The sequence below is a fragment of the Arthrobacter sp. P1_B3 genome (assembly GCF_056406615.1).
In genome coordinates, this window is sequence record NZ_JBFTZV010000003.1 from 236,913 (window position 1) to 262,059 (window position 25,147).

General features: G+C 67.1%; 23 protein-coding genes, 1 pseudogene and 1 riboswitch. Of the genes and pseudogenes, 14 read left to right on the forward strand and 10 right to left on the reverse strand.

Going from position 1 to position 25,147, the window contains the following annotated elements:
* Positions 1–54: 54 nt before the first annotated feature.
* Together AC1D2F_RS05500 and AC1D2F_RS05505 are read right to left on the reverse strand one after the other, a co-directional pair.
* Complete coding sequence (locus AC1D2F_RS05500) at positions 55–1,713, reverse strand: DUF5671 domain-containing protein (protein WP_476966360.1); 1,659 nt, start codon at positions 1,711–1,713, stop codon at positions 55–57.
* Positions 1,710–2,252, reverse strand: coding sequence for an LpqB family beta-propeller domain-containing protein (locus AC1D2F_RS05505; protein WP_229994960.1), 543 nt, complete (start codon positions 2,250–2,252; stop codon positions 1,710–1,712). The genes AC1D2F_RS05500 and AC1D2F_RS05505 overlap by 4 nt, the downstream gene beginning before the upstream one ends.
* Before the next feature lie 103 nt (positions 2,253–2,355).
* Between AC1D2F_RS05505 and AC1D2F_RS05510 the strand changes: the two genes are divergently transcribed.
* Entirely contained in the window at positions 2,356–3,810 is a 1,455-nt protein-coding gene (locus AC1D2F_RS05510; RefSeq protein WP_476966361.1) for a DUF5129 domain-containing protein, read from the forward strand.
* A 24-nt stretch (positions 3,811–3,834) separates the two neighbouring features.
* Here the strand turns inward: AC1D2F_RS05510 and AC1D2F_RS05515 are convergent, their stop codons facing one another.
* Complete coding sequence (locus AC1D2F_RS05515; RefSeq protein ID WP_091563932.1) at positions 3,835–4,029, reverse strand: DUF1918 domain-containing protein; 195 nt, start codon at positions 4,027–4,029, stop codon at positions 3,835–3,837.
* 292 nt (positions 4,030–4,321) lie between these two features.
* On the opposite strand from AC1D2F_RS05515, the gene AC1D2F_RS05520 reads away from it, so the two are divergent.
* From AC1D2F_RS05520 to AC1D2F_RS05530, 3 genes are read left to right on the forward strand one after another with little or no spacing between them, the layout of a single operon-like run.
* Entirely contained in the window at positions 4,322–7,531 is a 3,210-nt protein-coding gene (locus AC1D2F_RS05520; protein WP_476966362.1) for an efflux RND transporter permease subunit, read from the forward strand.
* Positions 7,528–7,995, forward strand: coding sequence for an efflux RND transporter periplasmic adaptor subunit (locus AC1D2F_RS05525; protein WP_229994957.1), 468 nt, complete (start codon positions 7,528–7,530; stop codon positions 7,993–7,995). Before AC1D2F_RS05520 ends, AC1D2F_RS05525 begins: the two co-directional genes overlap by 4 nt.
* 1 nt (position 7,996) lies before the next feature.
* On the forward strand, positions 7,997–11,152 hold the full coding sequence (locus AC1D2F_RS05530) for an efflux RND transporter permease subunit (protein ID WP_364746056.1): 3,156 nt from the start codon (positions 7,997–7,999) through the stop codon (positions 11,150–11,152).
* 35 nt (positions 11,153–11,187) lie between these two features.
* On the opposite strand, the gene AC1D2F_RS05535 is transcribed toward AC1D2F_RS05530, so the two are convergent.
* Positions 11,188–12,285 carry a serine hydrolase gene (locus AC1D2F_RS05535; protein WP_476966363.1) on the reverse strand — a complete coding sequence of 366 codons (1,098 nt, stop codon included), beginning with the start codon at positions 12,283–12,285 and terminating at the stop codon, positions 11,188–11,190.
* Between the two features lie 217 nt (positions 12,286–12,502).
* Between AC1D2F_RS05535 and AC1D2F_RS05540 the strand changes: the two genes are divergently transcribed.
* From AC1D2F_RS05540 to AC1D2F_RS05560, 5 genes are all read left to right on the forward strand, one after another.
* Positions 12,503–13,060, forward strand: a complete 558-nt coding sequence (locus AC1D2F_RS05540) for a dihydrofolate reductase family protein (protein WP_476966364.1) — start codon at positions 12,503–12,505, stop codon at positions 13,058–13,060.
* Between the two features lie 113 nt (positions 13,061–13,173).
* Complete coding sequence (locus AC1D2F_RS05545) at positions 13,174–13,956, forward strand: phosphatase PAP2 family protein (protein ID WP_229994953.1); 783 nt, start codon at positions 13,174–13,176, stop codon at positions 13,954–13,956.
* Positions 13,957–13,958: 2 nt separating this feature from the next.
* Positions 13,959–14,711 (forward strand): DedA family protein, encoded by a 753-nt coding sequence (locus AC1D2F_RS05550; protein ID WP_476966365.1) that lies wholly within the window; start codon positions 13,959–13,961, stop codon positions 14,709–14,711.
* Between the two features lie 5 nt (positions 14,712–14,716).
* Positions 14,717–15,394: a response regulator transcription factor gene (locus tag AC1D2F_RS05555; RefSeq protein WP_229994951.1), complete on the forward strand. Its 678-nt coding sequence runs from the start codon at positions 14,717–14,719 to the stop codon at positions 15,392–15,394.
* On the forward strand, positions 15,387–16,391 hold the full coding sequence (locus AC1D2F_RS05560; protein WP_476966366.1) for a sensor histidine kinase: 1,005 nt from the start codon (positions 15,387–15,389) through the stop codon (positions 16,389–16,391). The genes AC1D2F_RS05555 and AC1D2F_RS05560 overlap by 8 nt, the downstream gene beginning before the upstream one ends.
* A gap of 96 nt (positions 16,392–16,487) precedes the next feature.
* Here AC1D2F_RS05560 and AC1D2F_RS05565 read toward each other — a convergent pair whose 3' ends face one another.
* Positions 16,488–17,153, reverse strand: a complete 666-nt coding sequence (locus tag AC1D2F_RS05565) for a hypothetical protein (RefSeq protein WP_229994949.1) — start codon at positions 17,151–17,153, stop codon at positions 16,488–16,490.
* Positions 17,154–17,157: 4 nt separating this feature from the next.
* Positions 17,158–17,361, reverse strand: a riboswitch (cyclic di-AMP (ydaO/yuaA leader).
* 170 nt (positions 17,362–17,531) lie between these two features.
* Here AC1D2F_RS05565 and AC1D2F_RS05570 point away from each other — a divergent pair.
* A complete protein-coding gene (locus AC1D2F_RS05570; protein ID WP_229994948.1) occupies positions 17,532–17,810 on the forward strand; it encodes a hypothetical protein in 279 nt (92 codons plus the stop codon).
* Positions 17,807–19,021 (forward strand): cation:proton antiporter, encoded by a 1,215-nt coding sequence (locus AC1D2F_RS05575; RefSeq protein ID WP_364746043.1) that lies wholly within the window; start codon positions 17,807–17,809, stop codon positions 19,019–19,021. Before AC1D2F_RS05570 ends, AC1D2F_RS05575 begins: the two co-directional genes overlap by 4 nt.
* Positions 19,022–19,071: 50 nt before the next feature.
* On the opposite strand, the gene AC1D2F_RS05580 is transcribed toward AC1D2F_RS05575, so the two are convergent.
* On the reverse strand, positions 19,072–19,782 hold the full coding sequence (locus AC1D2F_RS05580) for a DNA alkylation repair protein (protein WP_476966367.1): 711 nt from the start codon (positions 19,780–19,782) through the stop codon (positions 19,072–19,074).
* Positions 19,783–20,173: 391 nt separating this feature from the next.
* On the opposite strand from AC1D2F_RS05580, the gene AC1D2F_RS05585 reads away from it, so the two are divergent.
* Positions 20,174–21,223 (forward strand): glycoside hydrolase family 16 protein, encoded by a 1,050-nt coding sequence (locus tag AC1D2F_RS05585; RefSeq protein ID WP_476966368.1) that lies wholly within the window; start codon positions 20,174–20,176, stop codon positions 21,221–21,223.
* A gap of 91 nt (positions 21,224–21,314) precedes the next feature.
* Here the strand turns inward: AC1D2F_RS05585 and AC1D2F_RS05590 are convergent, their stop codons facing one another.
* Together AC1D2F_RS05590 and AC1D2F_RS05595 are read right to left on the reverse strand one after the other, a co-directional pair.
* Positions 21,315–21,578, reverse strand: coding sequence for a hypothetical protein (locus AC1D2F_RS05590; RefSeq protein WP_476966375.1), 264 nt, complete (start codon positions 21,576–21,578; stop codon positions 21,315–21,317).
* Positions 21,461–21,967, reverse strand: coding sequence for an aspartate/glutamate racemase family protein (locus tag AC1D2F_RS05595; protein ID WP_476966369.1), 507 nt, complete (start codon positions 21,965–21,967; stop codon positions 21,461–21,463). Before AC1D2F_RS05595 ends, AC1D2F_RS05590 begins: the two co-directional genes overlap by 118 nt.
* Before the next feature lie 320 nt (positions 21,968–22,287).
* Here AC1D2F_RS05595 and AC1D2F_RS05600 point away from each other — a divergent pair, with 320 nt between their 5' ends.
* Positions 22,288–22,608, forward strand: a complete 321-nt coding sequence (locus AC1D2F_RS05600) for a hypothetical protein (protein ID WP_229994943.1) — start codon at positions 22,288–22,290, stop codon at positions 22,606–22,608.
* A gap of 9 nt (positions 22,609–22,617) precedes the next feature.
* On the opposite strand, the gene AC1D2F_RS05605 is transcribed toward AC1D2F_RS05600, so the two are convergent.
* Both AC1D2F_RS05605 and AC1D2F_RS05610 read right to left on the reverse strand, forming a co-directional pair.
* Positions 22,618–23,316 (reverse strand): glycoside hydrolase family 16 protein, encoded by a 699-nt coding sequence (locus tag AC1D2F_RS05605; protein WP_476966370.1) that lies wholly within the window; start codon positions 23,314–23,316, stop codon positions 22,618–22,620.
* Between the two features lie 135 nt (positions 23,317–23,451).
* Positions 23,452–24,423 (reverse strand): dienelactone hydrolase family protein, encoded by a 972-nt coding sequence (locus tag AC1D2F_RS05610; RefSeq protein WP_476966371.1) that lies wholly within the window; start codon positions 24,421–24,423, stop codon positions 23,452–23,454.
* 304 nt (positions 24,424–24,727) lie between these two features.
* Between AC1D2F_RS05610 and AC1D2F_RS05615 the strand changes: the two are divergent.
* Positions 24,728–25,147: pseudogene (locus tag AC1D2F_RS05615) on the forward strand (HNH endonuclease); the annotation flags it as partial.

Consider the following 25,147-nt stretch of genomic DNA (forward strand, 5'->3'; position numbering starts at 1 on the left):
AACAGACTAGCGCTGCCGCAACGGGCTGACCAGAGTCCATCGGATGGCCGCCCGTCAGCCCTGCAGTGGGATGACGTCGATGCCCCCGTGCTGGTCGGCAACGACGAGGACCCTGGCAGCCGCCACGCCTTCGAGTGCGGCGGCCAGCTGCTCTTCCTGCGTACCGCCAGCCCTCCGTTCCTCTCCGCCAGCAACGCCAACAGCACTGCCGTCGGCCCGCTTCCAGACTGTGACACCAGCCCCCGTGACCTCGTCGATGACACGGCGCAACGGCTCGGGATCGGAACCCGCCACGAGGATCACGCGATGGATCGTCCGCGGACGCACCGGTCCGGCCGCGGCAAGGCCAGAAGCGGCAAGAACAGTTCGGTCCTGCCGCCACACCGCAAAGTGGTATCCGAACACGAGCCCAGTGGCGACCAGAAGCCCCAGGGGTGCGCGGATCTGTTCGATGAGGCTTCCGCCGCTGACATCGCTCAGGAAGAACTCGAACATCCGGAGGCCGATCACCAGGAGCGTGACCACTGCCACCACGGCGCTCAGGCCGAACACGGCGACCAAGTAGATTCGCCGTGCGTTCAGTCCGGCGCCGGCCACAGCCACCGGCTCCAGTGGCCGCCACGCGAGCCACCAGACCGGTCCGCCCACCAGGAGGGAGCTGACTCCCGCGAGCAGCAGCGTCCGCGCCCCAGCGCCGGCCAGCGGCGTCGACGTCATGGCGAGGACCGAGTTGACGATCACGCCGATCCCGGACRCTGTCGCGACGAGGGCTACGCCGGAGGTCACCAGCCTGCCGCCCTGCACGGTGGCATCCGACCGCCGGCGCGCGATGTTGCCGTGGTAGACCCAGACGAGAGAGCCGATGGCAGCCGCGGCCACGGCCGGCGCGAGTGGCTCCAGCAGGAGCACCAGCGGCTCGGTACGGTCAAACAACAGCCGGAGGACCACGAAGAGCGCAACGCCGGATCCGGCCAGGGTGAGCACGCCCGCACCGAGCACGCCGACCGTGATGAGCGCGACCTCGGCCAGCCCGGTCCGCAGCTTTCGCCCGCCGTCGTGTTTCCAATGCCACCACCAGATACCGGTTCCGCCGACAGCCCAGACCAGGGACTGCAGCGCCGAAACCCACCACTGCTTGCCCACCGATGCTTCAGTCGCGGCACCCCGCAGGGCGGCGTCCAACAGGGTGGACAAGGCTGAGACGGCGCCGCCCACGGCCAGCACGAGCCCCAGCACCGAGCCGAGCACCGTGGGGACGTCGGCCAGGGCTGTCGGACCCTTTCGGGGGTGACGCCACATCCACCGGTGCCAGACCCAGACCGCAGCCCACACCAGGGAGGCGGCAAAGGACAGCCGCCATCCCGGGCCATCCCCGCCGATCAGCGCGGAAAGCGTGTTTAGCACGTTGGTGGAGGCAATGAGCAGGGCAAGCAGGTAGGCGCCAGCCACGTATAGACCCCAGCCGACGGCGGACCGCTCCTCCGGGTCCTCGAGCCGCCGCCACACCGCCCACCACAAGATTGCCGCGAGCGGGCCGCCAATCAGGGCGAAAGCCAGCGAGCGCGCGAGCCCGGAGACATCGTCCGAGGCCAGTTCCGTCCCCGCCACCAGAAGGCGGCCCAGCAGTCCGCCAAGCCCGACGGCGGCGGTCACCACCAGCGCGAACAGCAGTGCGTAGGTGATCAGCCGACGCACGGTCCGTTGGGCGCTCATCGCTTCACCTGGCCCGGGCACACGCTCAGCTGCCAGGGTGCGGTGTCGATCAGCCAGCCGTTCCCCGACCGAACGAGGTCGAAGACGTCCTCGACCTGATATTCGGCGCTGCCGAAGGGACCGCCCGGCTCTGACACGGTGATGAGCACCCTGACGTCTGCGGATTCCGGCCGCTCGGTGGTGGAAACCAGCGTGACGCGCAGATTCCGGGCCACAGGGCGTGCCTCGGCGCTGCATTTGTTCCGCGCGGCGGGAGTCAAGTACGCGGCGGCGGCCGCCTCATCCCCGGCAATGGCGGCGGCGGCATAACGCTGCGCAACCCCTGCCGGCGTTGACTCCGCCAGAGGCGCAGGTTCCCCGCGGGTGAGCACAACCGTCAGCGCGACCATCACGAGCACCGCGATCGCAACCAAGATGGCCAGCAGGGTCCGGTCAGGCCGGACGGGCCGAGGTTCCAGAGTTTCCTCCGGCCGGGATTCCTCCGGCTGTGGCCCGTCAGGCTGCGGACCTTCAGGCAGTCGTTCTGGCTGCGGGCTCATGCCGCCAGTATGGACTCAGGGCCAGCCACGGTCATGATGTCTTTCGTCCCCTTTCAGCGGCGTCTGCGTCGACGCCGCTGGAGCCAGCCACTACGCTCGGAAAATGGGAATCCTGCGCAAAGCCCTCGCCGGTGTGGTTGTGCTGATAGCCGGCCTTCTCGGCGGAGCCCCCGCGGCGCTCGCCGTGACGCCGACCGCCGTCGTGGTTGAAGACCGCGCCGGCGTTTTGGATCAAAAGACGCTGCTGCCGGCAGTACAGTCCACCGACTTTTACGAGCCCACCAAAGTAGCGATCTACACGTACAACGGCACGGCCGCGGACAACCTGAACGCGGAAGTCCTGCGGTTCGCCCGCACCGAACATCCCGAATGGATCAGCGCCGACGGGCAGAAGTGGGCCGACGGGCTGTTCATCTTCGCCCTCGATCCGGTGGGCCGGCATGTGGGGACGTACATGGGTGAGGACCGGAAGGTCTCGCCCGAACAGCGCGAGGACATCCAGAACGCTTCCAAGGAACTGCTCCGGGATGCGCAGTGGACCGACGGCACCATTGCCGGGATCCGCCGCGGCGCCGAACTCATCAATCAGCCGTGGTACCGTTCCACGGCTTTCCTCGTCACGGCCTGGGCGGCGGTGGCGGCCGCAGTCTGCGCGGCTGCAGCGTGGCTGATCGTGCGGTGGCGGACCCGGGTGTCCAGCCGGAAGGACCTGGCCCGGGGCGACGCCAGCTACGCCAACGTCAGCATGGACCTGCAGGTCACCGAGCTCAACGCCAGCACCATTCCCGAGTCGTCGCGGTACGGGAGCACGGTGCTGGAGAAACACCGCACGTTCGTGAACCGCTACAACACAGCCACCGAACTTTCCAACCAGGTACATGCCTTCAGCAGCCGGGACCTGAGCCGCCGGCCCAATCTCAAACTGGTCCGGAGCTACGCCGACGCCGCGGCAGAACTGGACGCGCTGGACGACGTGATCGCCGATACCAATGCCTTGCTCAACCGGGGCTCAACCTGGCCTGCCGCCTGGGACCGCCAGCTCGCGCCGTTCCGCAGTGACCTGGACGGCCTGGAAAGCCTGCTTAGCCAGCGCAGCGCCGAGGGAACTTCAGCGACGGCGGCGGCCCTGCTGTCCTTCCGCGATGAAAGCCGGAGTGATATGGAGCGCTGGTCGGCGGAACTGGCGGACGGCTCGATCACACCCGAGACGGCGCTGGACCGGTTGCGTGACGCCCGGACCCACCTCTCGGAACTCCTGAAGAACCATGCAGACACCTTGATCGACGCCTATGCCCGCAATGACAAGGAAGCCGATCTTATGCGCCAGGAAATGGACAGCGCGCAGGCGGGGACCAAGGCCAGATATGGCCGCGCGTACGAGCCGAGCATCCTCGGAACGGTGTACCCGTCCTACTACTTCTTCTCGGTCCCGAGCTTCAACACCGGCTTCACCACCGGCGTCAGCAGCGTCAGCAGCGCGCGCGGCGGTGGCACCACCACCGGGTACGGGTCCAGCGGCGGCAGCTTCTCCGGGTCCGGGAGCTCGTCGAGTTTCTAGGGCCGAGTTTCCAGGGCCATACGTCTAGGGCCCGCTCCCGGGCCGTTCGACGACGAAATCACCGCCGGGAAACATGATCGTCTCGTGGCCGTCGTCGAACCTGACAAGGTACGGCGGCGCACCATCGACCCCCCTCACCTCAAGGATCAGGCCGTGCCGGTCCGTGGACTCGACCGTGTGCCCCCGGATGATGATGCGGTCCCCTGCGACTGCCTTCATGGCGATCACCTGTATCTCTATTGACGCCTGTGTGCCCGAAGATCATTATGGCTCTTGTCGGCTGGAGGGCGCTAGGCATTGGATTGAGGAGCCGCGCCGTGAGCATCAATCAGGCATTTTGTGAAGCAGGAAAAGCATTCAGCACCCTCTTCCCGGAGATCGGTTCCGCGGCCGGACGGCGCCACCCGCTCCCCCCGCTGGCCGGGCCCGCCGGCCCGCGCCACCGGCGACGCCGACGGGGCCGTAACTCCGCAAGCCCCGGCATCACTGTGAGGCCTGCGGGGTGCCGGCCATGATGAGTGCAATCGTGCGCTGGACCCTCCAGTTCCGGCTCCTGGTCCTCGCCGCTGCGGCAGGAATCCTTGCCCTCGGGCTCACCACCCTGCCGAGCATGTCCGTGGACACCTTCCCGGAATTCGCCCCGCCGCAGGTAGAGATTCAGACTGAAGCCCTGGGACTCTCGGCCGCCGAGGTTGAGCAACTCATCACCTCCCCCATGGAGGCCGACCTGCTGAACGGGGTGGCCTGGGTTGAGGCAATCCGGTCCAAATCCGTGCCCGGCCTGTCCTCGATTCAGATGGTCTTCAAGCCGGGGACAGACCTCTTCCGCGCGCGTCAGCTGGTCTCGGAGCGGCTGACCCAGGCGCGCGCACTGCCCAACGTTTCGGCAGCGCCTGTGCTCATGCAGCCGCTGTCCTCGACCAGCCGGGTCATGATGATCCGGCTGACGTCTAAGGCCATGTCGGCCATCGACATGTCCGTCCTGGCCCGCTGGACCATGAAGCCGGGGCTCCTGGCCGTGCCCGGCGTCGCGAACGTGGCGATCTGGGGCCAGCGCGACCAGCAGCTTCAAGTCCTGGTGGATCCTGCGCAGCTCGAGGCCAAGGGCGTCACGCTGGACGAAGTCATCAAGACCACCGGCAACTCAGTGTGGGTGTCGCCCTTGAGCTACCTGGAGGCATCCACGCCTGGCACCGGCGGCTTCTTTGAGACGGGCCACCAACGGATCGGCGTCCAGCATGTTCTGCCGATCACCACGCCGGAGGACTTGGGCCAGGTGCCCCTTCAGGGACCCGGCAATCTCCTGCTCAAGGACGTGGCCACGGTGTCAACCGACCACCAGCCCCTGATCGGCGACGCCCTGCTCAGCAATGAAGCCGAATTGCTGCTGGTGATCGAGAAGTTCCCGGAGACCAACACGATGGACGTGACCCGCGGCGTTGACGAGGTCCTCCGCGAGCTCCAGCCCGGCTTGCCCGGAGTCACGGTTGATACCAGCGTGTACCGCCAGGCCTCCTTTATCGACGAAGAGGTCGGGACGCTCGGTATCGCTGCGCTGATCGCGCTGCTGCTGATCGTTGCCCTGTTTGGCGCCTTCTTCCGTTCCTGGCGCACGGCCCTGATCAGCCTGATCACGATTCCCGTGTCGCTGACCGCTGCGGCGCTGGTGCTCGATCTGCGCGGCACCGGGATGAACACCATGGTCCTGGCCGGCATGGTGCTGGCCGTGGCCGTCATGGTAGGCGACGTTGCGGAAGACCTGAACGGCATAGCGCGGGCACGCAGCGCCGCGGCCAGGGCAGTCCTCGCCTCCGGCGACAGCGGATCGCAGGCCGCCCCGGCACAGGCACAGGCACAGGCACAGGACCAGCAACGACGCGACTCAGTGATCCCGGGGGCCCTGCGGGCAGTCCGCACGCCGATCCTCTACTCGCTGCTGATCATGGCGCTGGCCGTCATGCCTGCGCTCTTTATTGGGGGTGAGAACGGTGCCCTGTTCGGACCACTGGTCCAGAGCTATCTGCTCGCCCTGGTCGTCTCGATGATCGTGGCACTCACGGTCACGGCGGCACTCGCGTTCGTCCTTCCGGTCGGCTCCAAGGCGCCGGAACGCCGTTCCCTGGCGCGGCTGCAAGGCCGGTACGGCCGGACCGTGACGCGCCTGACGCGAAAGACGCGGTGGGTATTCGCCGCCGCGGCGGTGGTCGCGCTGGCCGGACTGGCACTCGCACCCCAGCTGGCCGGGACACGTCCCGTGGTGCCGGTGCTCGCGGACAAGACCCTTGTAGTTCACTGGAGCGCTATAGCCGGCACGTCGGACCAGGAAATGAGCCGGATCACCGAGGCGGCGGCCGTGGAACTGCGCACCGTGCAAGGCGTGGCCAACGTCGGAGGACACGTCGGGCGTGCCATCACCTCGGATCAGGTCGGTGACGTCAGCTCCGGCGAGCTGTGGGTGACCGTGGCCCCCGACGCGTCCTACGCCGACACGGCCGCCGCCGTCGACCGCGTGATCACCGGCTATGCCGGCCTGACCAGCAAGGTCTCCACCTACCCGCAGGAACGCATCGACCAGATCCGGGAAGAAGCGGACAGCGGCTTTGCCGTCCGCGTCTTCGGCCTGGACCCGGCGATTCTGCGGCAGAAGGCCGCGGAGGTGCAGCAGATTCTTGAGCACACGGCCGGTGTGGTCAATCCCCACATCGACCTGCCCGCCGAACAGCCGATCGCCGAGGTCAAAGTGGACCTGGCTGCGGCCCAGAAGGCCGGCGTCGTCCCCGGTGATGTACGGCGGGCGGCTGCCGCACTTTTGCAGGGCATTGAAGTCGGCAACCTCTACGAACAGCAGAAGGTCTTCTCGGTCATCGTGAAGGGGAATGCGGCCACCCGCAGCAGCCTTGACAGCGTCCGCAACCTGATCATTGACACCCCCAACGGCGGCCACGCCCGCCTCGGCGACGTCGCGCAGGTGACCATGGTCGGGAACGAGTCCGTGATCCTGCACGACGACACCTCGCGGCGCATCGATGTGAAGGCCGAGATCCAAGGCCGTCCGCTGGGCGACATCCAGGCAGACATCAACACGGCCCTGCAGCAGATGCAGTTCCCGATTTCCTACCATGCCGAGATCCTCACCCAATACGCCCAGCAGCAAGGCAATTACCAGTGGCTCTGGCTGCTCGCGGCGGTTGCCGCGGCCGGCATCCTGGTGCTGCTGCAGACGGCGACGGGGAGCTGGCGGCTCGCCGCCCCGCTCTTCCTGGGTCTGATCCTGGCATTGTCCGGCGGTGTGCTGGCCGCCCAGGCCACGGGCGGGGTCAACTCGCTGGTGGCCCTGGTCGCCTTCGCCGCAGTGCTGGGAATAGCCGTCCGCGGCGCCCTCCTGCTGACGGGCCAGGTCCGGAGCCTCCGGGCCAGAGACGCTTCGGCGCCCTGGCCTGCGCTGGTGGTCCGCGGAACCAGGGAGAGGCTGGGACCTGTCCTGATGTCGACCGTGATAACAGCCCTGGCGCTGCTGCCCCTGGTCCTTCTGGGCGGCGTCGTAGGTACGGAGATCATTCTTCCGCTCGCCGTGATCATTTGGGGCGGCCTGCTGACAACAACCTTCTTCACCCTGTTTGTTGTGCCCGCCGTGCTGCTTCGGTTCGAGCCGAAGCCAGCACCCAGCGCGCGGACCGGCCAGGGCACCGCTGCATCGACTGAAAGCCAGGATGCGTCATGAACTCCACACTTTCGCCGCGGGGCAACAGGGCCGCGGTGTTCATCGTTGCGGTGTTCGTGACGGTGTTCACGGCGCTCGCCGCCACAGGTTGCGCCCAGGCGCCGGAGGCCGCACCGTCCGAAGGCGAACCGGCGGCGATCGCTGAAGTCCCCGGCACGGACCTTCACCGGCTCACCCTCACCGAGCACGCCATCGAACGGGTCGGGATCGCTACGGCCGTCATTGCCATGAATCCCCAGACCGGGAAGCTCACCGTTCCCTACGGGGCCATACTGTACGACAGCTCGGGCAAGGCGTGGGTCTACACCAACCCTGAGCCCCGGGTCTACGTCCGCCAATCCATCACGGTCCAGCGCATCAACGGCGAGGTTGCCGTCCTGACGGACGGGCCGCCGGCGGGGACCGTGGTGGTCACGACAGGAGCCGAGGAACTTCTCGGCACCGAATTCGATACGGCCGAGTGACATGCGCTGGCTCATCGGGATCAGCCTCCGTTTCAAGACGGTTGTTGTCGCCCTCGCGTGCGCCGTGATGCTGCTCGGTTCCCTGCAGTTGGGCTCCGCGTCCGTGGATGTCTTCCCGGAATTTGCCCCGCCACGCGTGGAAATCCAGACCGCGTGCCTCGGGTTGACCGCCCAGGAAGTCGAAGAGCTCGTCAGCGTGCCGATCGAGGCCGCCGTGAGCGGCATGCCCGGCCTGGACGAGATCCGGTCCAAGTCCGTGCCCCAGCTGTCCTCGATCGTGCTGCTCTTCCATCAGGGCACTGACCTGCTCAACGCCCGCCAGCTCGTATCGGAACGGATGGCCTCGGTGACCGCGGCGCTGCCCACCTGGGCGGCCCCGCCGGTGATGCTCCAGCCGCTGTCGGCGACCAGCCGCGTGATGAAGATCGGCATGACATCCTCGGAGCATTCGCTCATCGAAATGTCCATGCTGTCCTACTGGACCATCCGGGCCCGGTTGCTGCGGGTCCCCGGGGTGGCCAACGTGGCCATCTGGGGCGAGCGGCTCCAGATGCTGCAGGTCCAGGTGGAACCTGACAAGCTCAAGGCCCAGAACGTCTCCCTCAACCAGGTCATGGAAGTCACCGCCGGCGCCCTCGACGCCGGGCTGCTGAAATACTCGCCCGGACGGTTTATCGGAACGGGTGGCTTCATTGACAGCCCGACCCAAAGAATGGGGATCCGCCACGTCCAGCCGATCCAGACGCCCGCGGACCTGGCCCAGGTGACCATCCGGGAAAAGGACGGGGTGGCGCTGCATCTGGGCGATGTTGCCCAGGTTGTGGAGGACCATCAGCCGCTCATCGGTGACGCCGTGATCAACAACGGGCACGGGCTCATGCTGATCGTCGAGAAGCTGCCGTGGGGCAACACACTGGACGTGACCAAGGGCGTGGAGGAAGCCCTCCACGAACTGCAGCCTGGCCTGAGCGGCATCAACTTCGACACCACGATCTTCCGGCCCGCCAGCTTCGTTGAGGAGGCGATCTCCAACCTCAGCATTGCGCTGCTTCTGGGCTGTTTGCTGGTCGTCATGATCCTCGTCGCGTTCCTCTTCCAGTGGCGCACGGCCCTGATCAGCATCGTCGCCATTCCGTTGTCCCTGCTCACCGCCGCACTGGTGCTCTATTTCACGTCCAGTGCGATCAACACGATGGTCCTGGCGGGGCTGGTCATTGCCGTGGGCGTCGTGGTGGATGACGCGATCATCGACGTCGAAAACATCATGCGCCGGCTCCGGCAGCGACGCGCCAAGGGCAGTGACGAAGCTGGCAGTGACGAATCTGCGGCATCGGTGGTCTTGAAAGCCTCCCTGGAGATGCGGAGCCCGATCGTCTACGCGACCCTGATCATTGTGGTCGCCGCCGTGCCGATCTTCTTCCTGGACGGGCTGACCGGGGTCTTCTTCCGGCCGCTGGCCGTCTCCTACACCCTGGCTGTCCTTGCCTCCATGCTCGTGGCGCTGACCGTGACGCCGGCCCTTGCCCTGATTCTGCTGGGCAACGCCAAACTGGAAGAACGCGACGCGCCGCTGGTCCGGGTGCTCAAACGCGGCTATCACGCGGCCTTGTCCAAGACCATGAACCGGCCCCGGTTCGGCTACGCAGGCTTTGGCGTGCTGGCGGTGGTGGGCCTGATCCTCGCTCCCCTGATGGGCTCGTCCCTGTTCCCCACGTTCAAGGAAAGGGACTTCCTGATGCACTGGATCTCGGAACCGGGAACCTCTGCCGCGGAAGAGTTCAGGATCTCCCAGCGCGGCTGTGAGGAATTCCTGAAGGTCCCCGGCGTCCTGAATTGCGGCACGCACATCGGGCAGGCATTCGCCGCGGACGAGATCGTCGGTGTCAACGCCGGCGAACACTGGATCAGCATCGACCGCCACGCCAACTACGACGAGACGGTGGCCGCCGTGGAGGAAGTGGTCAAGGGCTACCCGGGGCTGCACCGTGACGTCCAGACCTATCTGAAGGAGCGGATTGAAGAGGTCATCACCGGCGCCAGCGAGCCCATCCTGGTCCGGGTCTACGGAGACGATCTCAACGTGCTCCGGGAACAGGCGCAACGGGTCAAGGCAATCATGGACTCGATCCAGGGCACCCAGGACCCGCATGTCTCCCTCGAGGTGGAAGTCCCCCAGATCGCGGTCACGGTTAACCTGGCAGCGGCGCAGAAGTACGGCCTCAAACCGGGAGATGTCCGGCGTGCGGCCGCGACGCTCGTGGCAGGCGAGGAAGTCGGCGACGTCTTCCGGGACGGCCGGGCCTACGACGTCCAGGTCTGGAGCACCCCGGCCACCCGCTCGTCCGTCACCAGCATCGAGGACCTGCCCATCGACACGCCGAGCGGCCGGCGGGTACGGCTCGCCGACGTCGCGGACGTGAGCATGCAGGCGACGCCGAACCAGATCGACCGCACGAACGGTTCCCGCCGCGTGGAGGTGGGATCCTTCCTGGCCCAGGGAGCAGACTTGGGAACCGTGGCCAGTGAGCTGAAGTCGCGGCTGGAGAACCTGGATCTGCCGACCGGCTACAGCGTGCAGCTGCTGGGCGAATACACCGAGCGTGAGGCGGCGACGAACCGGCTGATGATCTACTCCGCCGCGGCACTTGTCCTGATTCTTCTGCTGCTTCAGGCGTCCTTCCGGAGCTGGCGGCTGGCGGTCCTGTCGCTGCTGACGCTTCCCGTAGCCCTGGTGGGCGGGGTCATAGCCGCCTATATGACCGGCGGAGTCCTGTCCCTCGGGTCCCTCGTTGGCTTCCTCACCGTGATGGGGATCGCTGCGCGCAATGGCATCCTGCTGATCAACCACTGCCAGCACCTGGAAACCTATGAAGGCGAAACCTTCGGCCGCGCACTGGTGCTGCGCGGGGCGGCGGAGCGGCTGTCGCCGATTCTCATGACCACGCTGGCCACCGGCCTGGCCCTGGTTCCCCTGGTTGTCATGGGCAACATCCCCGGCCATGAAATCGAACACCCCATGGCCGTTGTGATTCTGGGCGGCCTGATCACCTCCACCCTGCTCAATCTGTTCATCGTGCCCTCGTTGTACCTCCGGTTCGCCAAATCCAGGAAGACACACGAGCGGGAACGGGCTGCCGCCGGGCCGGTCACCGTCTGACCGCCGTCAGAACCCCACCGTCAGAACCCCATCAATCAGAACAACGCGGCGGTCACGGTCCGGGTGAGCTGCTGAATGATCCGGGTCCGGGGACCCATGTCCGAGTAGTTCAGGCCGCGGGTGTACACGACGAACACGAAGGCCCGGCCGTCCTTGTCAAGGACACTGGCATCATGCAGGTTTCCGAACAGCAGCCCGTACTTGTGGTGAATCCCTATCCCCGGCGGGACCGCGGGCGGGATCAGCGTCTCGAAGTTGGTGTTCTGCATGTAGGACAAGAGCTGGGCGGTATTGCGCGCATTGAGCAGCTGTCCCGTGTAGAGCATCTGGAGGGTCCGGGCCATCTCCGCGGGAGTCAGCAGGTTCACCGTTCGGTCGTACGTGATCCCGATCGAGGCGGCGTAGTCCGTGATGCCCCGCTGACCGACCGCCCGCAGGATCAGGGCCCATGAATCGTTGTTGCTCTGCTGGACCATCTGGYGGATCTGGGCCCCGGCCGTCGAGGCGCCCATCGGTGCTGTCAGCGAGGCGCGCCCGGTCTCCACGAGGTGGTAATACGCCGATGCGGCAAGGATCTTGGCCGTACTGGCGGCAACAAACTTGCCCTGGGCTCCGTAGCCGTGGACCACGCCGTCGGACAGATCAATCAACGACACCCCCAGCGCGTAATTGCTGTTGGCCGCGATGATCGCGTTGATCTGGCTGTCCAGTTCGGGGCTGATGGCCGGGACAGCGACGGCGGGGACTTCTGCGGGCTTCCCTGCGGCCGCCGCTTCGGCGACGGCCGCGGGAACGGGGCCCGCCACGGGTGACGCAGCGGCGGGCAGATCGGATGCCGCAGCTGTCCGGCTGGCGTCGGCGGCTGGCCCTGAGGCCTGGGCGGCCAGCGGCGAGGGTGCGGCGGCGGTGCCCGACGTGGTCGCCGCAGCGGCTGGCGGATCAGCCGGGATCCCCGCCCGGACGCCCGCGTAGACGCCACCGGCAGCCACAAGGGCCAGTGCGACGGCGGCCGCAGTCAGATACTGCGGCCGGATCTTTCCCTCACGCTTGGCGAGGGGCCGYGGCCGGAGCTGGGATCCGCCGTCGGCCCGGTGCGCGCCGGAGCGGTAGTGGCGCGGCGGCGGCTCAGTCATCCGGACCGGCCCCGGGCAATTGTTCGAAATCGTTCGCAGGCATCGTTCTTCCCCCGAAGGTGACTGACCGCGGTGGGGCCATAGAGTCCCTGCATTCTTCCCGCTCGAGGCTCCCCGCGCAAGGGCAAGGCCACCGGACAGGCTCGGTCAGCCACCCAACGCCGGGGCGTACGCTGGAGACAAGCGCGGCGTACTCTGATGAAACCGAGGAGCGGTGATGCGAAAAATCATCATGGTCATGCAAGTGTCCCTCGACGGATTCTTCGAGGGACTGGACCGCGACATCAGCTGGCACATGGTGGACGAAGAGTTGCACCGCCACATGAACGAAAAGCTCGCCCCCATGGGCGCCTTCCTGGAAGGCAGGGTCACATACGAGCTGATGGAAGGGTTTTGGCCGACGGCGGACCAGGACCCCGATGTCAGTCCCGTGATGGCCGATTTCGCCCAAATCTGGCGGAACATGCCCAAGCTCGTCTACTCCCGGACACTAACAACGGCCGGCCGGAACGCTGCTGTGATTCGGGAGGTCGTGGCGGAAGAAGTCTTGGCACTGAAGTCGCAGCCGGGCGGAGACATGGCCCTCGGCGGGGCGGAACTCGCCGACACTTTCCGGCGGCTCGGGCTGATCGACGAATACTGGGTGTACGTCCATCCGGTACTGATCGGACGCGGACGACCCATGTTCAAGGACGCCGACAGCAGAGCCCAGCTCCGGCTGTTGGAGACGCACACCTTTGGCAACGGGGTGGCGCTGCTCCGCTACGCCGCGTAGCCGGCGCTGTGGCACGCCCCCGCGGCACTTTCTTGAGCGTTTCTTAAACGCCTGGCGGAAGTGTGGGAGTCGGCGCCTTTTCGGGCGCCCGTTGTCCCGAGCCGGAGGATCCCATGACTGGACCCGTCCCTGTCAAAAGCGTTGAACACGATGCAGCACAGCGCCGCACTGCTGCCGTCCGTCCTGTCGCAGGGCTGCGGCTGTGGGTCCTCCCCCAGGTCCGCCACTGGGTGTTGCTGGGCGTCCTGCTGTCCGCCGCCGTCGTGGCACTGGGCCTGGCGGCGCAGCTGACGCCGGGCTTTAGCGCCGCCGAGCTTGGTGTCGACCAGGACCTCAGCCAGCATCACGCCGCCGCCCTGACCGCCGTCGCGATGGCACTCAACGTCGTGTTTGGACCGGTGGCGGGTCTCGCTCTGATCGGCGCCGCGGCACTCTACATCTGGCTGTTCCGGGGCGGACTGGTCAAGGCCGTGGCCTTCGGCCTCGTGGCTTCGTCCGGGTGGGTGGCGAGTGAATTCTTCAAGATCGTCGTGGCCCGGCAGCGGCCCAGCCCCGCCCTGCTGTTCGATCCCCTGGCTCCGGAAACCGGCTCCAACAGTTTCCCGAGCGGCCACGTGTCCTTTGCGGTGGCACTCGGATTCGCCGTGTACTTCCTGGCCCGCGGAACCCGCTGGGCCAAGGTCACCGCCGTTGGGGCGGCGGCAATGGCGCTCGTCGTTGCCTGGTCGCGGCTGTATATCGGCGTCCACTACCCCACGGATGTCGCGGCTTCGTTCCTGGCCGCGAGCGCAGCGGTGGTCATGCTTGCGGGGTTGTGGAACGTGGTTGCGCCGCGGATGGCCGGCCGGCTTCGTGCCCCGTCCGTCACCCGGTCACTGGGTCCTGAGAGGAATTGAGAATGCACGCCTTGGACGTTTTTCCCTTACTTCCGGCAACAGACAGGGTCGTTCAGGCCGCCGCTGCCGCAGGTACACCCTCACTGCTGGACCCGGCAAGCCTGCTCGCCGGGCTGGGTCCGGCCGCTTTGGGCGTCATCGCGCTCATGGTTTTCATTGAATCGGGCGTGCTCTTTCCTTTCCTGCCCGGGGACTCGCTGCTGTTCACCGCAGGCCTTCTGCACCAACAGCTGCAACTGTCGCTGCCGGTGCTGATCGGTGTCGTCACCGCGGCTGCCGTCGCCGGGGACCAGGTCGGCTACATGCTGGGACGGAAATTCGGCCGGCGATGGTTCAAGGACGATGCCCGGATCCTGAAGACAGCGCACCTGACCACTACGGAGGACTTCTTCCGCCGCCACGGCGGGGCCGCCGTCGTGCTGGCCCGCTTCGTCCCGATGGTCAGGACGTTTGCTCCCCTTACCGCCGGGATCGCGCGCTATGAGTACAAGTACTTCACTCTCTGGAATATCACCGGGGCGGCGGCGTGGGCCGTTTCCGTGACGATGCTTGGCACCTGGTTGGGACACTTTGACATCGTCGCCAAGAACATTGACGTCGTTGCCGTGGCCATGGTCCTCATCTCCGTGGTGCCTTGGGCGGTGCAGCTCCTCAAGCGCCGCCGCAACAGCCGCACCGCAGCCGCACCGGCCGGCGACACGCCCGCGGGAACCGAGGACGGACTGCGGACTGAGGAAATGGCCGCGGAAGAATAGCTGACATGACTACCGCTGACCGCCCGTCCCTGCTGCTCGTCGAGGACGACGCCGTTCTGGGACCGCTCATCGCCGAGCTCCTGGACCCGGATTACCGGGTCCAGTTGGTCACCAACGGCCGTGATGGCCTCCACCACGGACTGACCGGGGCCTGGGACGTCATGGTGATCGACCGCGGGCTGCCTGTCATGGACGGTATCGCCCTCATCGCGGCTTTACGGTCGAAAGGCATTGCCACGCCCATCCTGATCCTGACCGCGCTGGGCGATGCCGACGAAAAGATCAGGGGTCTGGACGCCGGAGCCAACGATTACGTGACCAAGCCGTTCGACGCCGGCGAACTGGCGGCACGCCTGCGCGCACTGACGCGCACCTTCCCTTCCCCGGCCCCGGCGCCGGTGGCGATCGGGGACTGGGAACTGGATCCGACGCAGCGTTCCGTCCGGTCCGTCTACGGGCACACGGTGTCGCTGACCGCGAAAGAAGGCCAATTGCTCGCAGCCCTGGCCGCGGAACCCGGCCGTGTCTTCACCCGGGACGAACTCCTCGCGGCGTACTTCCACGCCTCGGACCAGCCCGGCGTGATCGATACCTATGTTCATCACCTGCGCCGGAAGATCTCCAAGGCCGTCATCCGCACGGTGCACGGCCTCGGTTACCAGATCGGCGATGCCCATGAGTAACGGCGGAACCGCAGGAAATCCGGACCACTCCGTCCTGCGCAAGGCCTCGCTCAAGGTCGCGCTGCGGATCAGCGCCGCGTGCGCGGTCATGGTTCTCGGGCTGCTCGCTGCCACGGCGCTGTACCTCATGAATCAACTCGCCCATCCAGAAGTGCCGGGCTCGGCGGCGGCCGGGACGGCCTACGCGTACCTGGACTCCAAAGATGTCCTCGAAGCCATGGTCATCGCCGGGGTGGCGGGAATCTTGCTGGCCGGCATCGTCGGATGGCTCAGCGCGCGCAGCGCCATCCGTCCCCTCGGTGATGCCTTGGCCAGGCAGCGGCGCTTCGTCCAGGACGCGAGCCACGAACTGCGCACGCCCTTGACCATCCTGGACACCAGGATCCAGCTTGCCCAGCGCAATACCGTGCCCGGCTCCAGGCAAGGCCACGACCTGGCCCGGATCCGGGAGGACGCAGCAACGCTGACCGGGATTGTCAACGAACTGCTCCTCGCGGCAACAGCGGAAGTCCCGGACCGCTCCGCACCGCCTGCCGACCTTGCCGACACCGCCGCCAGCGTCGCCGGGAGCCTCCAGCTGGTGGCAGAGCAGCGCAAGGTGGCCGTGGACTTCGTAGCCGATGCCCGGCCGCTGGCCCGGATCGAGAATAATGCGCTGCGCCGTGCCGTGCTTGCCCTGGCGGACAACGCCCTCGCCCACACGCCCCCGGGCGGCCTGGTGTCCATCACGACCTCGATCGAGCAGAACCGCGCCGTGATCACGGTGGCGGACACGGGGACCGGAATCACCGGCGTCGATCAGACCCGGATCTTTGACCGCTTCGTACGGACCGCCAGCACAGGCAGTGCACACGGACAGCGAAGCTTTGGCATCGGTCTGGCCTTGGTCAGGGAGATCGCCGTCGCTGCGGGCGGCGCCGTTGAGGTGGCCGCGACAGGTGCCGAGGGGACGGTCATGAAGTTGACGCTTCCACTGGCCGGGCGGGGGAATCCCTGAGAACTATATGTACAGGAAAGACCGGCGATCGATTGCCCCCAAGGGAATCGATCACCGGTCTTTCCGGACTTTCCGGCCCGGAAGAGGCAGCGCGGCTTAGGCGCGGACGAAGGTGACGCCGCCGGTCGCCGTGAGCCATGACAGCGGGTGGACCATCGTCTGGTTCTTTCCGTTCATGCCGCCACTGACCACCTGGCCGTTGCCGGCGTAGATGGCAACGTGGCCGGACTGGACCACCATGTCGCCGGGCTGCGGGGTGCCCACAACGGTTCCGAGGCCAAGGAACGCCCGGGGACCAATGTTGCCAACCGGCTTGCCTGCCGCGCCAAGGGCCTTTTCGACCATGGCGGTGCAGTCCTGGGTGATGCCCACCTGGCTGTAAGCGGCCGAGAGCATGATGGCGTTGCGTCCGCCGGCAGCGGGCGCCGCGGCCGGCGCGGCCGCCGGAGCGGCCTGCACCTGCACGGTTGCCTTCGGTGCTGCTGCAGGCGCAGCGGCGGGAGCCGGCGCCGCGGCAACGGGCTGTTCGATGACCGGCGCTGCGACGGTAGCTACCGCGGGGCGGTCAAAGCTGATCTTGACGCTTGAGTCGGCGTTCACGGGGGCGCTGACCAGTCCCGTGACGTCCACGTTGGACGCCGGAGCGGAGTCCCGCTGAGCAGGTGCTGCGGCTGCGTTGGCTGCCATTCCGCTGGTGAGGACCAGGCCGGATGCGGCGGCGAGGACGGCCGTATGGCGCACAAAAGTACTGATTGAAGACATGAATGTAGCCTCTCCCAATGCCTGCGAGGTGAGCTGTCGGATTCGGATGGGAGGCACCCGGCCGCACTCCCGGGCCCGTCGTTGCGGGCACTGTGCGGCTTCACCCCAAGGCCTGCGAAATCAGCAGGCCAAAAGTGGTTTCCCCGTCTCTGCCGGTGGTTGATGCGAGTTACCCCCGGGCCGCGGCAGAGTTAGGCAATCGGCTGGGGAGCGCCCGTATCGGAGACAACAGGCACTCATCCACCGTAACGCGATCCGCATGCAAAAGTCACATTCAGGTAACGGCGGCCACAGAACGGTCCGGCAATTGCCCATGGGGCGGCGCCGCATCCGAACGTAGGATGATGCCATCAGCACACGCCGAAGCGGAGGCCCGAAATGAACAGCCACTGTGTCGCCATCTGCCAGTTGAGCAATCAGCCACAGGAGGATTTCGACGTCAACACCGAGCTGCTGATCCTGGACGGCCGGGACGTCCACGTGACCACCTGGGACGCGGAACCGCGCGACGGAGGTTTCGACGAGCACGTCCTGAATGACCGGGTGGACGCACTTGGGTACATGGTTGTCAATGACTGGGCGTTCCTGGACGGGAAAGCCTACGCCGTGGTGGAGCGGCGGTCGGGCCCTGGGCCCGCCCGCAGCGGCGAGCCGTGACATTCCTGTCCCTGGCGCTGATCGCCGTCGTCGCCCTGGCCGGACCCCTGCTGGCGCTGCCGGCGCGCTGGCGGTTGCCGGTGATGCTGGGCGAACTGTTGGCCGGCATCGCGATCGGACGCTCAGGCCTGGCCCTGGTTGATCCTGCGGACCCGACGTTTATCCTGCTGGCCAACATCGGGTTCGCGCTGATGATGTTTGTGGCCGGAACCCATGTTCCCGTGAGGGATCCGCAGATCCGCTCCGCCCTCGGCAATGGCTCCCGCCGGGCTATTGCGGCCGCGGCGGCAGCGGTGGCGGTCGGAACCGGGATCGGTCTGCTCTTCGGGACTGGACATGCTCCCCTCTACGCAGTGCTGCTGGCGTCCTCGTCGGCCGCCCTGGTCCTTCCGATCATCGATTCGCTGCGCCTCGGCGGACCCGATGTCGTCGCCATGACCGCGCAGGTGGCCATCGCCGACATAGCCTGCATTGTGGCGTTGCCGCTCCTCGTGGATCCGCCCAACGCAGGCCGCGCGGCGCTGGGCGTGCTTACGGTGACCGGCTGCGCGGTGGTGCTCTATTTCGTCTTGCGCTGGCTGGAGCGCAGGGGAATCCGCGCTCGCGTGCACCAACTCTCGGAAAGCCGCAAGTTTGCCCTGGAGCTGAGGAGCCAGCTGGCCGTTCTCTTCGCCCTGGCCGCAGTCGCGACATGGAGCAATGTGTCCGTGATGTTGGCAGGCTTTTCCTTCGGCCTGGTGGTGGCCGCCGTCGGCGAACCGCGGCGGCTGGCCCGGCAACTGTTCGCCCTCAGCGACGGTTTCCTTAGTCCGGTGTTCTTCGTCTGGCTGGGTGCATCGCTGACGCTCAAGGACCTGGCCGGACATCCGGAGATGATTGCCCTCGGCGTGGTCCTGGGAGTAGGGACCCTGCTGACGCACGCCGGCCTGGCGTTCCTGGGTCTCCCGCTGCCCCTCGGGGTGTTGTCGGCGGCCCAACTTGGCGTGCCGGTTGCGGCGGCGAGCATCGGCACACAGCTTCAGGTCCTGCTCCCGGGCGAGGCAGCGGCCCTGCTGGTCGGCGCTCTAGTCACCATAGCCGCGAGCGCCGTCGCCGGGTCACGGGCGGCGAGGGCTTTCGCGCTGCCTGCAAATGCCGACGGCAGATCCGGCGATGCCGGCAGCGCCGTCGGACAGGGCGATCCGGGCGGTCCCGGAGATCCGAAAGTCTGAAAGTCCGCAGCTCTGAACGCGGGCCGGGCCCGCGGGGAACGGTCGGATGGTCACTCTCCAACGGACGTGAATTGCAGCTCCGGCCTCGTCTTTGCCATCTCGGCCAGGACCCGGGAAACCGCGTCCCGGTCCGCAGCGCCGTCGGCGTCGGCGTCGAACGTCCCGCGAGCCTCGCCGAGCACCGCATTCGCGTGCCGGACAAATCTGTCCCAGTCCCCCGCGCCCGCGCGCAGCGCCAGCAGCGGCGAAAGCAGCGCGGCCCGGCGCAGCCAGGCATCGGGCTCGCGCACCCACCGGTCCAGCACGCTGTCAGCCCGCACCCTGGCCAGCATGTCGAGTCCGTCCACCAAGGGCCCGACGACGTCGACGGCGAGCGGATCCACGAGGTCCCGCACCTGCGCCTCCCGGATGAAGCCCTCCAGCCGGGTGAGGTCGGAGTTGGTCAGCAGCTTCACAGTGGCCTGCAGCAGGACCACTGCGGCCAGCCGGCGCTCGAAAACCGGTGCCGCCCCCAGTTCCGAGCCCCACAATTCGGAGCCCCACAGTTCGGAGCTCAGCGCGGTGACCTGATCGTGGGACAGCCCTGGATAGCGGCGGCCGGCATCCCGGACCGTCCCGCGCACGGCACCCACGGAGGTGCCGTAGAACCGGAGGCCTCTGCCTCCTGGCTCCATTTCCAGCCGCGACTGCAGCTCGTCCGCACGGCGCCAGGAACCTTCCCGCTGCAGCGAGAGGTCGATGAACTCGCCAGCATCACTCACCCGACCATTCTTTCGTGTGGGCGCAGGGGAATGCCGTGAACACGTCCGGAGAGGTTTGCGGGTCAAGGTAACGGTCCGGTAACGTGGGCCACTGGCCGTGAAGGCCTGGCCCGAATGCAGGGCCCCGGACCGCCCCTTTTAGGGCCCGGTTGCGCCGTTCGGCGTCTGCTCGCCCATGCTCTTGCAGCAGGGCCGGATGAAGCTTCCCGCACTCGCCGCCGCCTTGGCAGCGACGGTTGTGTGTGCCAGTCACAAAGCCCGGAGGGGTCCGTTGTTCCAGAAAACGCCGTTCAAGAAATCACCGCTCAGCAAATCACGGTTCAGTCAAGCACAGCCGAAGACACCAGGCTTCAAGACACCACAGCTCCACAAACTAGCGATTGCGCTGAGCTTGGGCGCACTGTCGCTGGCCGGGTGCAGCGTCGCCCCCACCACCGGCGCCGGGGTCCCATCCCCAACCACCCAGGCCTCGGGTTCTGCCGCGGCCTTCACGTCSTCGGCGGCCACCAAGGCCTCGCGTCCTGCCGCGGCTTCCACGTCCTCGGCGCCCGCAGCGCCTGAGTCGGCGGCGCCGTCTGCTCCCAAACCCGTCGGCGGTCCCGCCGCTGCAATAGCGGATCCCGGAGTCGACGCGGCACCGGCTGCCGCCGCTCCCGCCGCCACACCGATCGCTCCGGAAACGGCGGGCGGCGCACAAGCGGCAGCCGCTACGGGGTCGACGCCGGCCGCGCCCGCTGCAGCGCCTGCCGCGGCGCCCGTTGCGGCCCAGGCCGCAGTCGCCGCGACCGGCGACGGTTCGCAAGCCGCCACCGCCCGGGGCTGGGGTGCGGTTGTTGCCGGCGACGAGTTCTCCAAGGCCGGCGCCCCCGACTCCACTAAGTGGAGCGTCTTCAAGGGAACCGGACATGCCGGCAAGGGCGTGCGGAGCCCGCAGGCGTGGTCGGTCGCGAACGGCGTGGCCACGGTCAGCGGCAACTCGGCCGGCACCACAGGCGGCATGTCGGCCAAATTTGCGCAGCAGAAATACGGCAAGTGGGAGACGCGCATGAGGACCAGCGCCAGGGACCCGAAGTACCACCCCGTGCTGATCCTGTGGCCCAACAACAACACCTCCCCCAACTGCGCCGAGATCGACTACGCCGAGGGCAGCAGCAACACCAGCCAGATCAAGTTCTTCCTGCACTACGCCTGCGGCGGGTCGAACTTCCAGACCACGGCCGCCAAGACGGTCGACACCACCCAGTGGCACAACTACGCCGTGGAGTGGACTCCGGCCGGCATCACCGGATACATCGACGGAGTGAAGACCTTCTCCGACACGAACCCCGCGCACCTGCCCTCCGTGGGCATGCATCAGACGTTGCAGCTGGACTGGTTCCCTGACGGATCGGCCACCAAGCCTTCACAGATGCAGGTCGACTGGGTCCGCGTCTACAAGTAGGACCGGCTCAGCACGCGACAGCCCCGCGCCCAATCAGGGTGCGGGGCTGTCTTGTCGCTGGCCCATGGCGCGCCGCCACCGGCCGTGGGACTCAAACCTGCTGAAGTTCCCGGGCGACCACCGCTGAGACGAGCATGGAGCCGGCCGCCGTCACGGCGTCGATGACCGGGACCCCGAGCCGGCGGCGGAGCACGTCCGCCATGCCGATGCTGCTCAGGCCGGTGCTGGCCTGGACGATCACGTCGGCGCCGGCATCAACCAGCATGTGGGCCGCTGCGAGGGCGTCGAAGATACCGGCAGGCATGAGGAACGCGTCGGGCGTTTCGACGCGCCCCTCGCCATCAATAAGCAGCATGCGTTCGCCAGTGCGTCCGCGATCGGGCCCGGTACATGGGCGCCGAGTCCCAGGACTCCAATCCGTCCGCCAAAGGTCAGAGCAGCAGCTGCGGCTGCGGAGCCCGCCCCGATGACCGGGATGTCCACGGCCGCCCGGGTGGCGGCCAGCCCGGGGTCGGACGCGCAGCTGATAATCAGCGCGTCGGCGTCCCCTGCCATTTCCCGGGCCAGCTGGACTACCTTGGGTGCCGCAGACTCGAGCGACACCTGGTCGTAGACGCCGGACGGCTGGTCCGGAATACAGCGGGAGGTCACGGAAAACCCGAAAGCCTCCTGCAGGAGTTTCCCGTGGGCGTGGAGCAGGCGTCGGTCCGACGTCGTCATCACCCGGATCAGTCCAACACGCATGGCGTACTACCTTTCGAACGGGATCCTTGGTGCGAGGCTACCCGGCGAGTATTTCCATGTCTTTTCGGGCAGGTGACCAACACAAGCCCTGCCGCGGAATCATGCCGTGGCGCTGGCAGCCGTACACATTCTGAAGGCTGCGACACCGTAACTTGCGCATCACCTTGGCGAAAACTTCGCTCCCGTTAAGCTTGGCGGCCCGGCGCCGTTATATGGTGTGTCACGGTGGGCCGTCTTCGATCCGGGTAACTTACCCGGGTTGGGGGGAAGGCGGCAGGCCGGTTCCGGGCTCAGCCGGAACGATGATCAAAGGAATAGCCATGTCGGTGGAGCCCTCGTCCACTCCAGGACGCCCCGAAGTACAGGATCCCTATGACCTGGTGTCCGGTGCGGAATATGCCGCATCTGCCGCTGGAATCCGACATCAGGCGGTCAGGATCATTGACGCCGTCCTCGCCGACACCGCCCCGGAACACGACCGCGCCCGGGAGTTGCTCCGCCAGCAGATTGCTGCGCATCCCGGAGACCCTGAACGTGCCCTGATGGAACACCTGATGGCGTTGAAAGCTTTAGGCGTGCCCTATGAGGGGATGCCGGAAGCTGGCGGCCCGGTCCAGCCCGAGTTTGCCGCGGGCGAGTAAGCGCAACGCTTAGTTGTAGACCCGGATCCAGTCGACCTGCATCTGGCTGGGTTTGGTTGGAGTCCCGTTGGGAAACCAGTCGAGCTGCACTGTTTGGTGCATCCCTACCGTAGGCTGATGCGCCGGGTTCATGTCCGCAAACCATAGTGACCCATCGAGGTATCCGGTGATCCCGGCCGGGGTCCACTCCACTGCATAGTTGTGCCACTGGGTCGTGTCGATAGCCCGCGAGGCCCGGCTCTGGAAGTTTGGGCCGCTGCAGGCGTGGTGCAGGTTGAACCCAATCAGGGTGGTATTCCAAGTGCCTTCCGCATAGTCAATCTCGGCACAGGTGGGCGATTTGTTATGGTTCGGCCACAGGAGTATGACCGGGTGATATTGCATATCCCGCGCACTCGTTTTCATCCGGGCTTCCCAGCGGCCGTACTGCTGATGGGCAAACCTGGCGGACATGCCGCCCGTGGTGCCCGCCGCGTCGCCGCTGACGGTCACGACGCCGCCGGCCACAGCAAACGCATTCGGACTTCGGATCCCCTTGCCCGCGTGCCCCGGGCCGTTATAGACCTTCCATTTCGCGCGGTCAGGCGGTCCGGCGTAGCTGAACTCATCCCCTGCCACCACTGGTCCCCAGCCACGGACGACGGCGGCTTGGGTTCCGTCGGACACGGCGGCTTGGGTCACGCCGGACAGGGCGGCTGCCCGGTCCATCGGGCCTGCCCGGTCCAAGCCGGGCGCGGCGCCACACCCGGTGAGGGCCAAGGCGCCTACAGCGGCCAGGGCCGCAGCCGTGCGCATTGCGAACATCACGCCTCCCTCCGGTCCGGACATGTCCCGGCCACGGCATCACACATATTTGCCGAACCAGGCGAGCGTGTCGTTCCACGCCGCCGTCGCCTGCTCCTGGTTGTAGCGCGGCCCCGTGTCATTGTGGAAGGCGTGGTCCACGCCGGGATAGACCTTGAGCTCGTGCCGGACGTCTGTTTTGGCCAGCGCATCCTGGAAGGCCGGCATAGCGCCGGTGATCCGCTGGTCCAGTTCCGCGTAGACACCGAAGACGGCGGCCTTGATGGCCGTGAGTTTGTCAAGATCAGGTGCTGGTCCATAAAACGCTGAGGTCGCCAACAGGTCCGGGATCGCCGTCGCCGCCTGCCAGGTGATGCCGCCGCCAAAGCAGAATCCGTTCATGGCGATCCGCCCCTTGTCAACGAAGTCCTGGGCGTTCAGGTAGTCAAAGCCGGCCGCGAAGTCGGAAACGTGACGCTGGGCCCCGGCCTGGGTGAGCGCTCCCGGGACGGCGTCGGGGTCTATACCCGCGGTACCGCCTTCCCGGCTCAGCAGGTCCAGGGCCAGTGCCGCGTACCCGGCTTTGGCGAAGCGGCGTGCCACGTCCTGGATATGGGGTGTCAGCCCGCGGTTCTCGTGGCAGATCAGCACGGCCGGCCCGGCGGTGCCGTTTTCGGGCCGGGCGAGATAGCCGCTGATGTCTGTTCCGCCCGCAGCGAACTGCACGGTCGACGTCGTGAGTCCGGGCGCCCCCTCCGGGACGGAGAGCGGGCTCTTGGCCCCCGGCACGGCGCCCGCGGATGCGGAACCGGGCCCCGGCGAGGACGATGTCGGCGTCGGCATGGGGTCCGTGCTGCGGGGAACCTCTTCGGGCGTGCAGCCAACCAGGAGCATCGCTGCCGAGGCCGCGGCCATGCTGCCCATCATGAACGCCACCCGGCGCGTGAAGGTGCGCTGGCTCATGGCGCCGGAGCGGTAATCGTCGAAGAATTCTTCAATCAGGTACTTCTCGAACTTGCCAAGCTGGGTCATGGCGGCCTCCTCCAGTGTGCCGATCATCCTCCTCCGAAGTCGGATTTGAGGCAAGGCTCCTTCAAGGGGCCCATTAGCGGGCCGGCCACTTCACGACGACGACGCCGCGGCGCTGCGCTGGCTCGCTAGCGGCGCGCCGCGGCGCTGCGCTGGCTCGCTAGCGGCAGCGTCGCCTCATGTTGGCTCACTGGGCCCTGGTCCTTTCCGGAGGCGGAGGCGGGCTTTGATCAGCTATCTCCGCCTTTGTGGTCCGACCAGGAGTGAACCAATCTAAATTGTCGTAGGTCGCGGGGAGACTGGAACTATGGACGGCAATAAGGGGCCCGAAGTGGTTCCGGCAGGACACGACGACGCCGGCTTCGGCCGCGCCGGGCGCGATGCGGCCTCAGGGCCGGACACCGCGCCGGCGGCCGTCGAGGACCTGGTCCGCATCATGTCCGCGATCCGCCCGGCCACGGACTGTGCCGGCATCATTGACCGGATCCGGGAACTGGAAGATGAGAAGTGCGCCGCGTCCGCGGAGCAGRCACGCCTCGCCGTGGCCTTCGACCTGCTCCAGCGCCGCGCCCAGACCAGCCAAGGCGTGCCCGCGGAGCAGCTCGGTGCCGGGATTGGCGCGCAGATCGCCCTCGCCCGGCGCGAATCCCCCGCCAAGGGCGGCCGGCTCCTGGGCCTGGCCAAAGCCCTGGTCACCGAGATGCCGCACACCCTCGCCGCCCTGCAG

Excerpts from the sequence above, each read along its gene's own strand:
- AC1D2F_RS05610 (WP_476966371.1), bottom strand. The coding sequence starts at position 24,423 with ATGACCCAGCTTGGCAAGTTCGAGAAGTACCTGATTGAAGAATTCTTC.
- AC1D2F_RS05515 (WP_091563932.1), bottom strand. The coding sequence starts at position 4,029 with ATGAAGGCAGTCGCAGGGGACCGCATCATCATCCGGGGGCACACGGTC.
- AC1D2F_RS05595 (WP_476966369.1), bottom strand. The coding sequence starts at position 21,967 with ATGCGTGTTGGACTGATCCGGGTGATGACGACGTCGGACCGACGCCTG.
- AC1D2F_RS05540 (WP_476966364.1), top strand. The coding sequence starts at position 12,503 with ATGCGAAAAATCATCATGGTCATGCAAGTGTCCCTCGACGGATTCTTC.
- AC1D2F_RS05550 (WP_476966365.1), top strand. The coding sequence starts at position 13,959 with ATGCACGCCTTGGACGTTTTTCCCTTACTTCCGGCAACAGACAGGGTC.
- AC1D2F_RS05590 (WP_476966375.1), bottom strand. The coding sequence starts at position 21,578 with ATGCTGCTTATTGATGGCGAGGGGCGCGTCGAAACGCCCGACGCGTTC.
- AC1D2F_RS05555 (WP_229994951.1), top strand. The coding sequence starts at position 14,717 with ATGACTACCGCTGACCGCCCGTCCCTGCTGCTCGTCGAGGACGACGCC.
- AC1D2F_RS05520 (WP_476966362.1), top strand. The coding sequence starts at position 4,322 with ATGATGAGTGCAATCGTGCGCTGGACCCTCCAGTTCCGGCTCCTGGTC.
- AC1D2F_RS05600 (WP_229994943.1), top strand. The coding sequence starts at position 22,288 with ATGTCGGTGGAGCCCTCGTCCACTCCAGGACGCCCCGAAGTACAGGAT.
- AC1D2F_RS05510 (WP_476966361.1), top strand. The coding sequence starts at position 2,356 with ATGGGAATCCTGCGCAAAGCCCTCGCCGGTGTGGTTGTGCTGATAGCC.
- AC1D2F_RS05570 (WP_229994948.1), top strand. The coding sequence starts at position 17,532 with ATGAACAGCCACTGTGTCGCCATCTGCCAGTTGAGCAATCAGCCACAG.
- AC1D2F_RS05545 (WP_229994953.1), top strand. The coding sequence starts at position 13,174 with ATGACTGGACCCGTCCCTGTCAAAAGCGTTGAACACGATGCAGCACAG.
- AC1D2F_RS05605 (WP_476966370.1), bottom strand. The coding sequence starts at position 23,316 with ATGGACCGGGCAGCCGCCCTGTCCGGCGTGACCCAAGCCGCCGTGTCC.
- AC1D2F_RS05565 (WP_229994949.1), bottom strand. The coding sequence starts at position 17,153 with ATGTCTTCAATCAGTACTTTTGTGCGCCATACGGCCGTCCTCGCCGCC.
- AC1D2F_RS05525 (WP_229994957.1), top strand. The coding sequence starts at position 7,528 with ATGAACTCCACACTTTCGCCGCGGGGCAACAGGGCCGCGGTGTTCATC.
- AC1D2F_RS05560 (WP_476966366.1), top strand. The coding sequence starts at position 15,387 with ATGAGTAACGGCGGAACCGCAGGAAATCCGGACCACTCCGTCCTGCGC.
- AC1D2F_RS05505 (WP_229994960.1), bottom strand. The coding sequence starts at position 2,252 with ATGAGCCCGCAGCCAGAACGACTGCCTGAAGGTCCGCAGCCTGACGGG.
- AC1D2F_RS05530 (WP_364746056.1), top strand. The coding sequence starts at position 7,997 with ATGCGCTGGCTCATCGGGATCAGCCTCCGTTTCAAGACGGTTGTTGTC.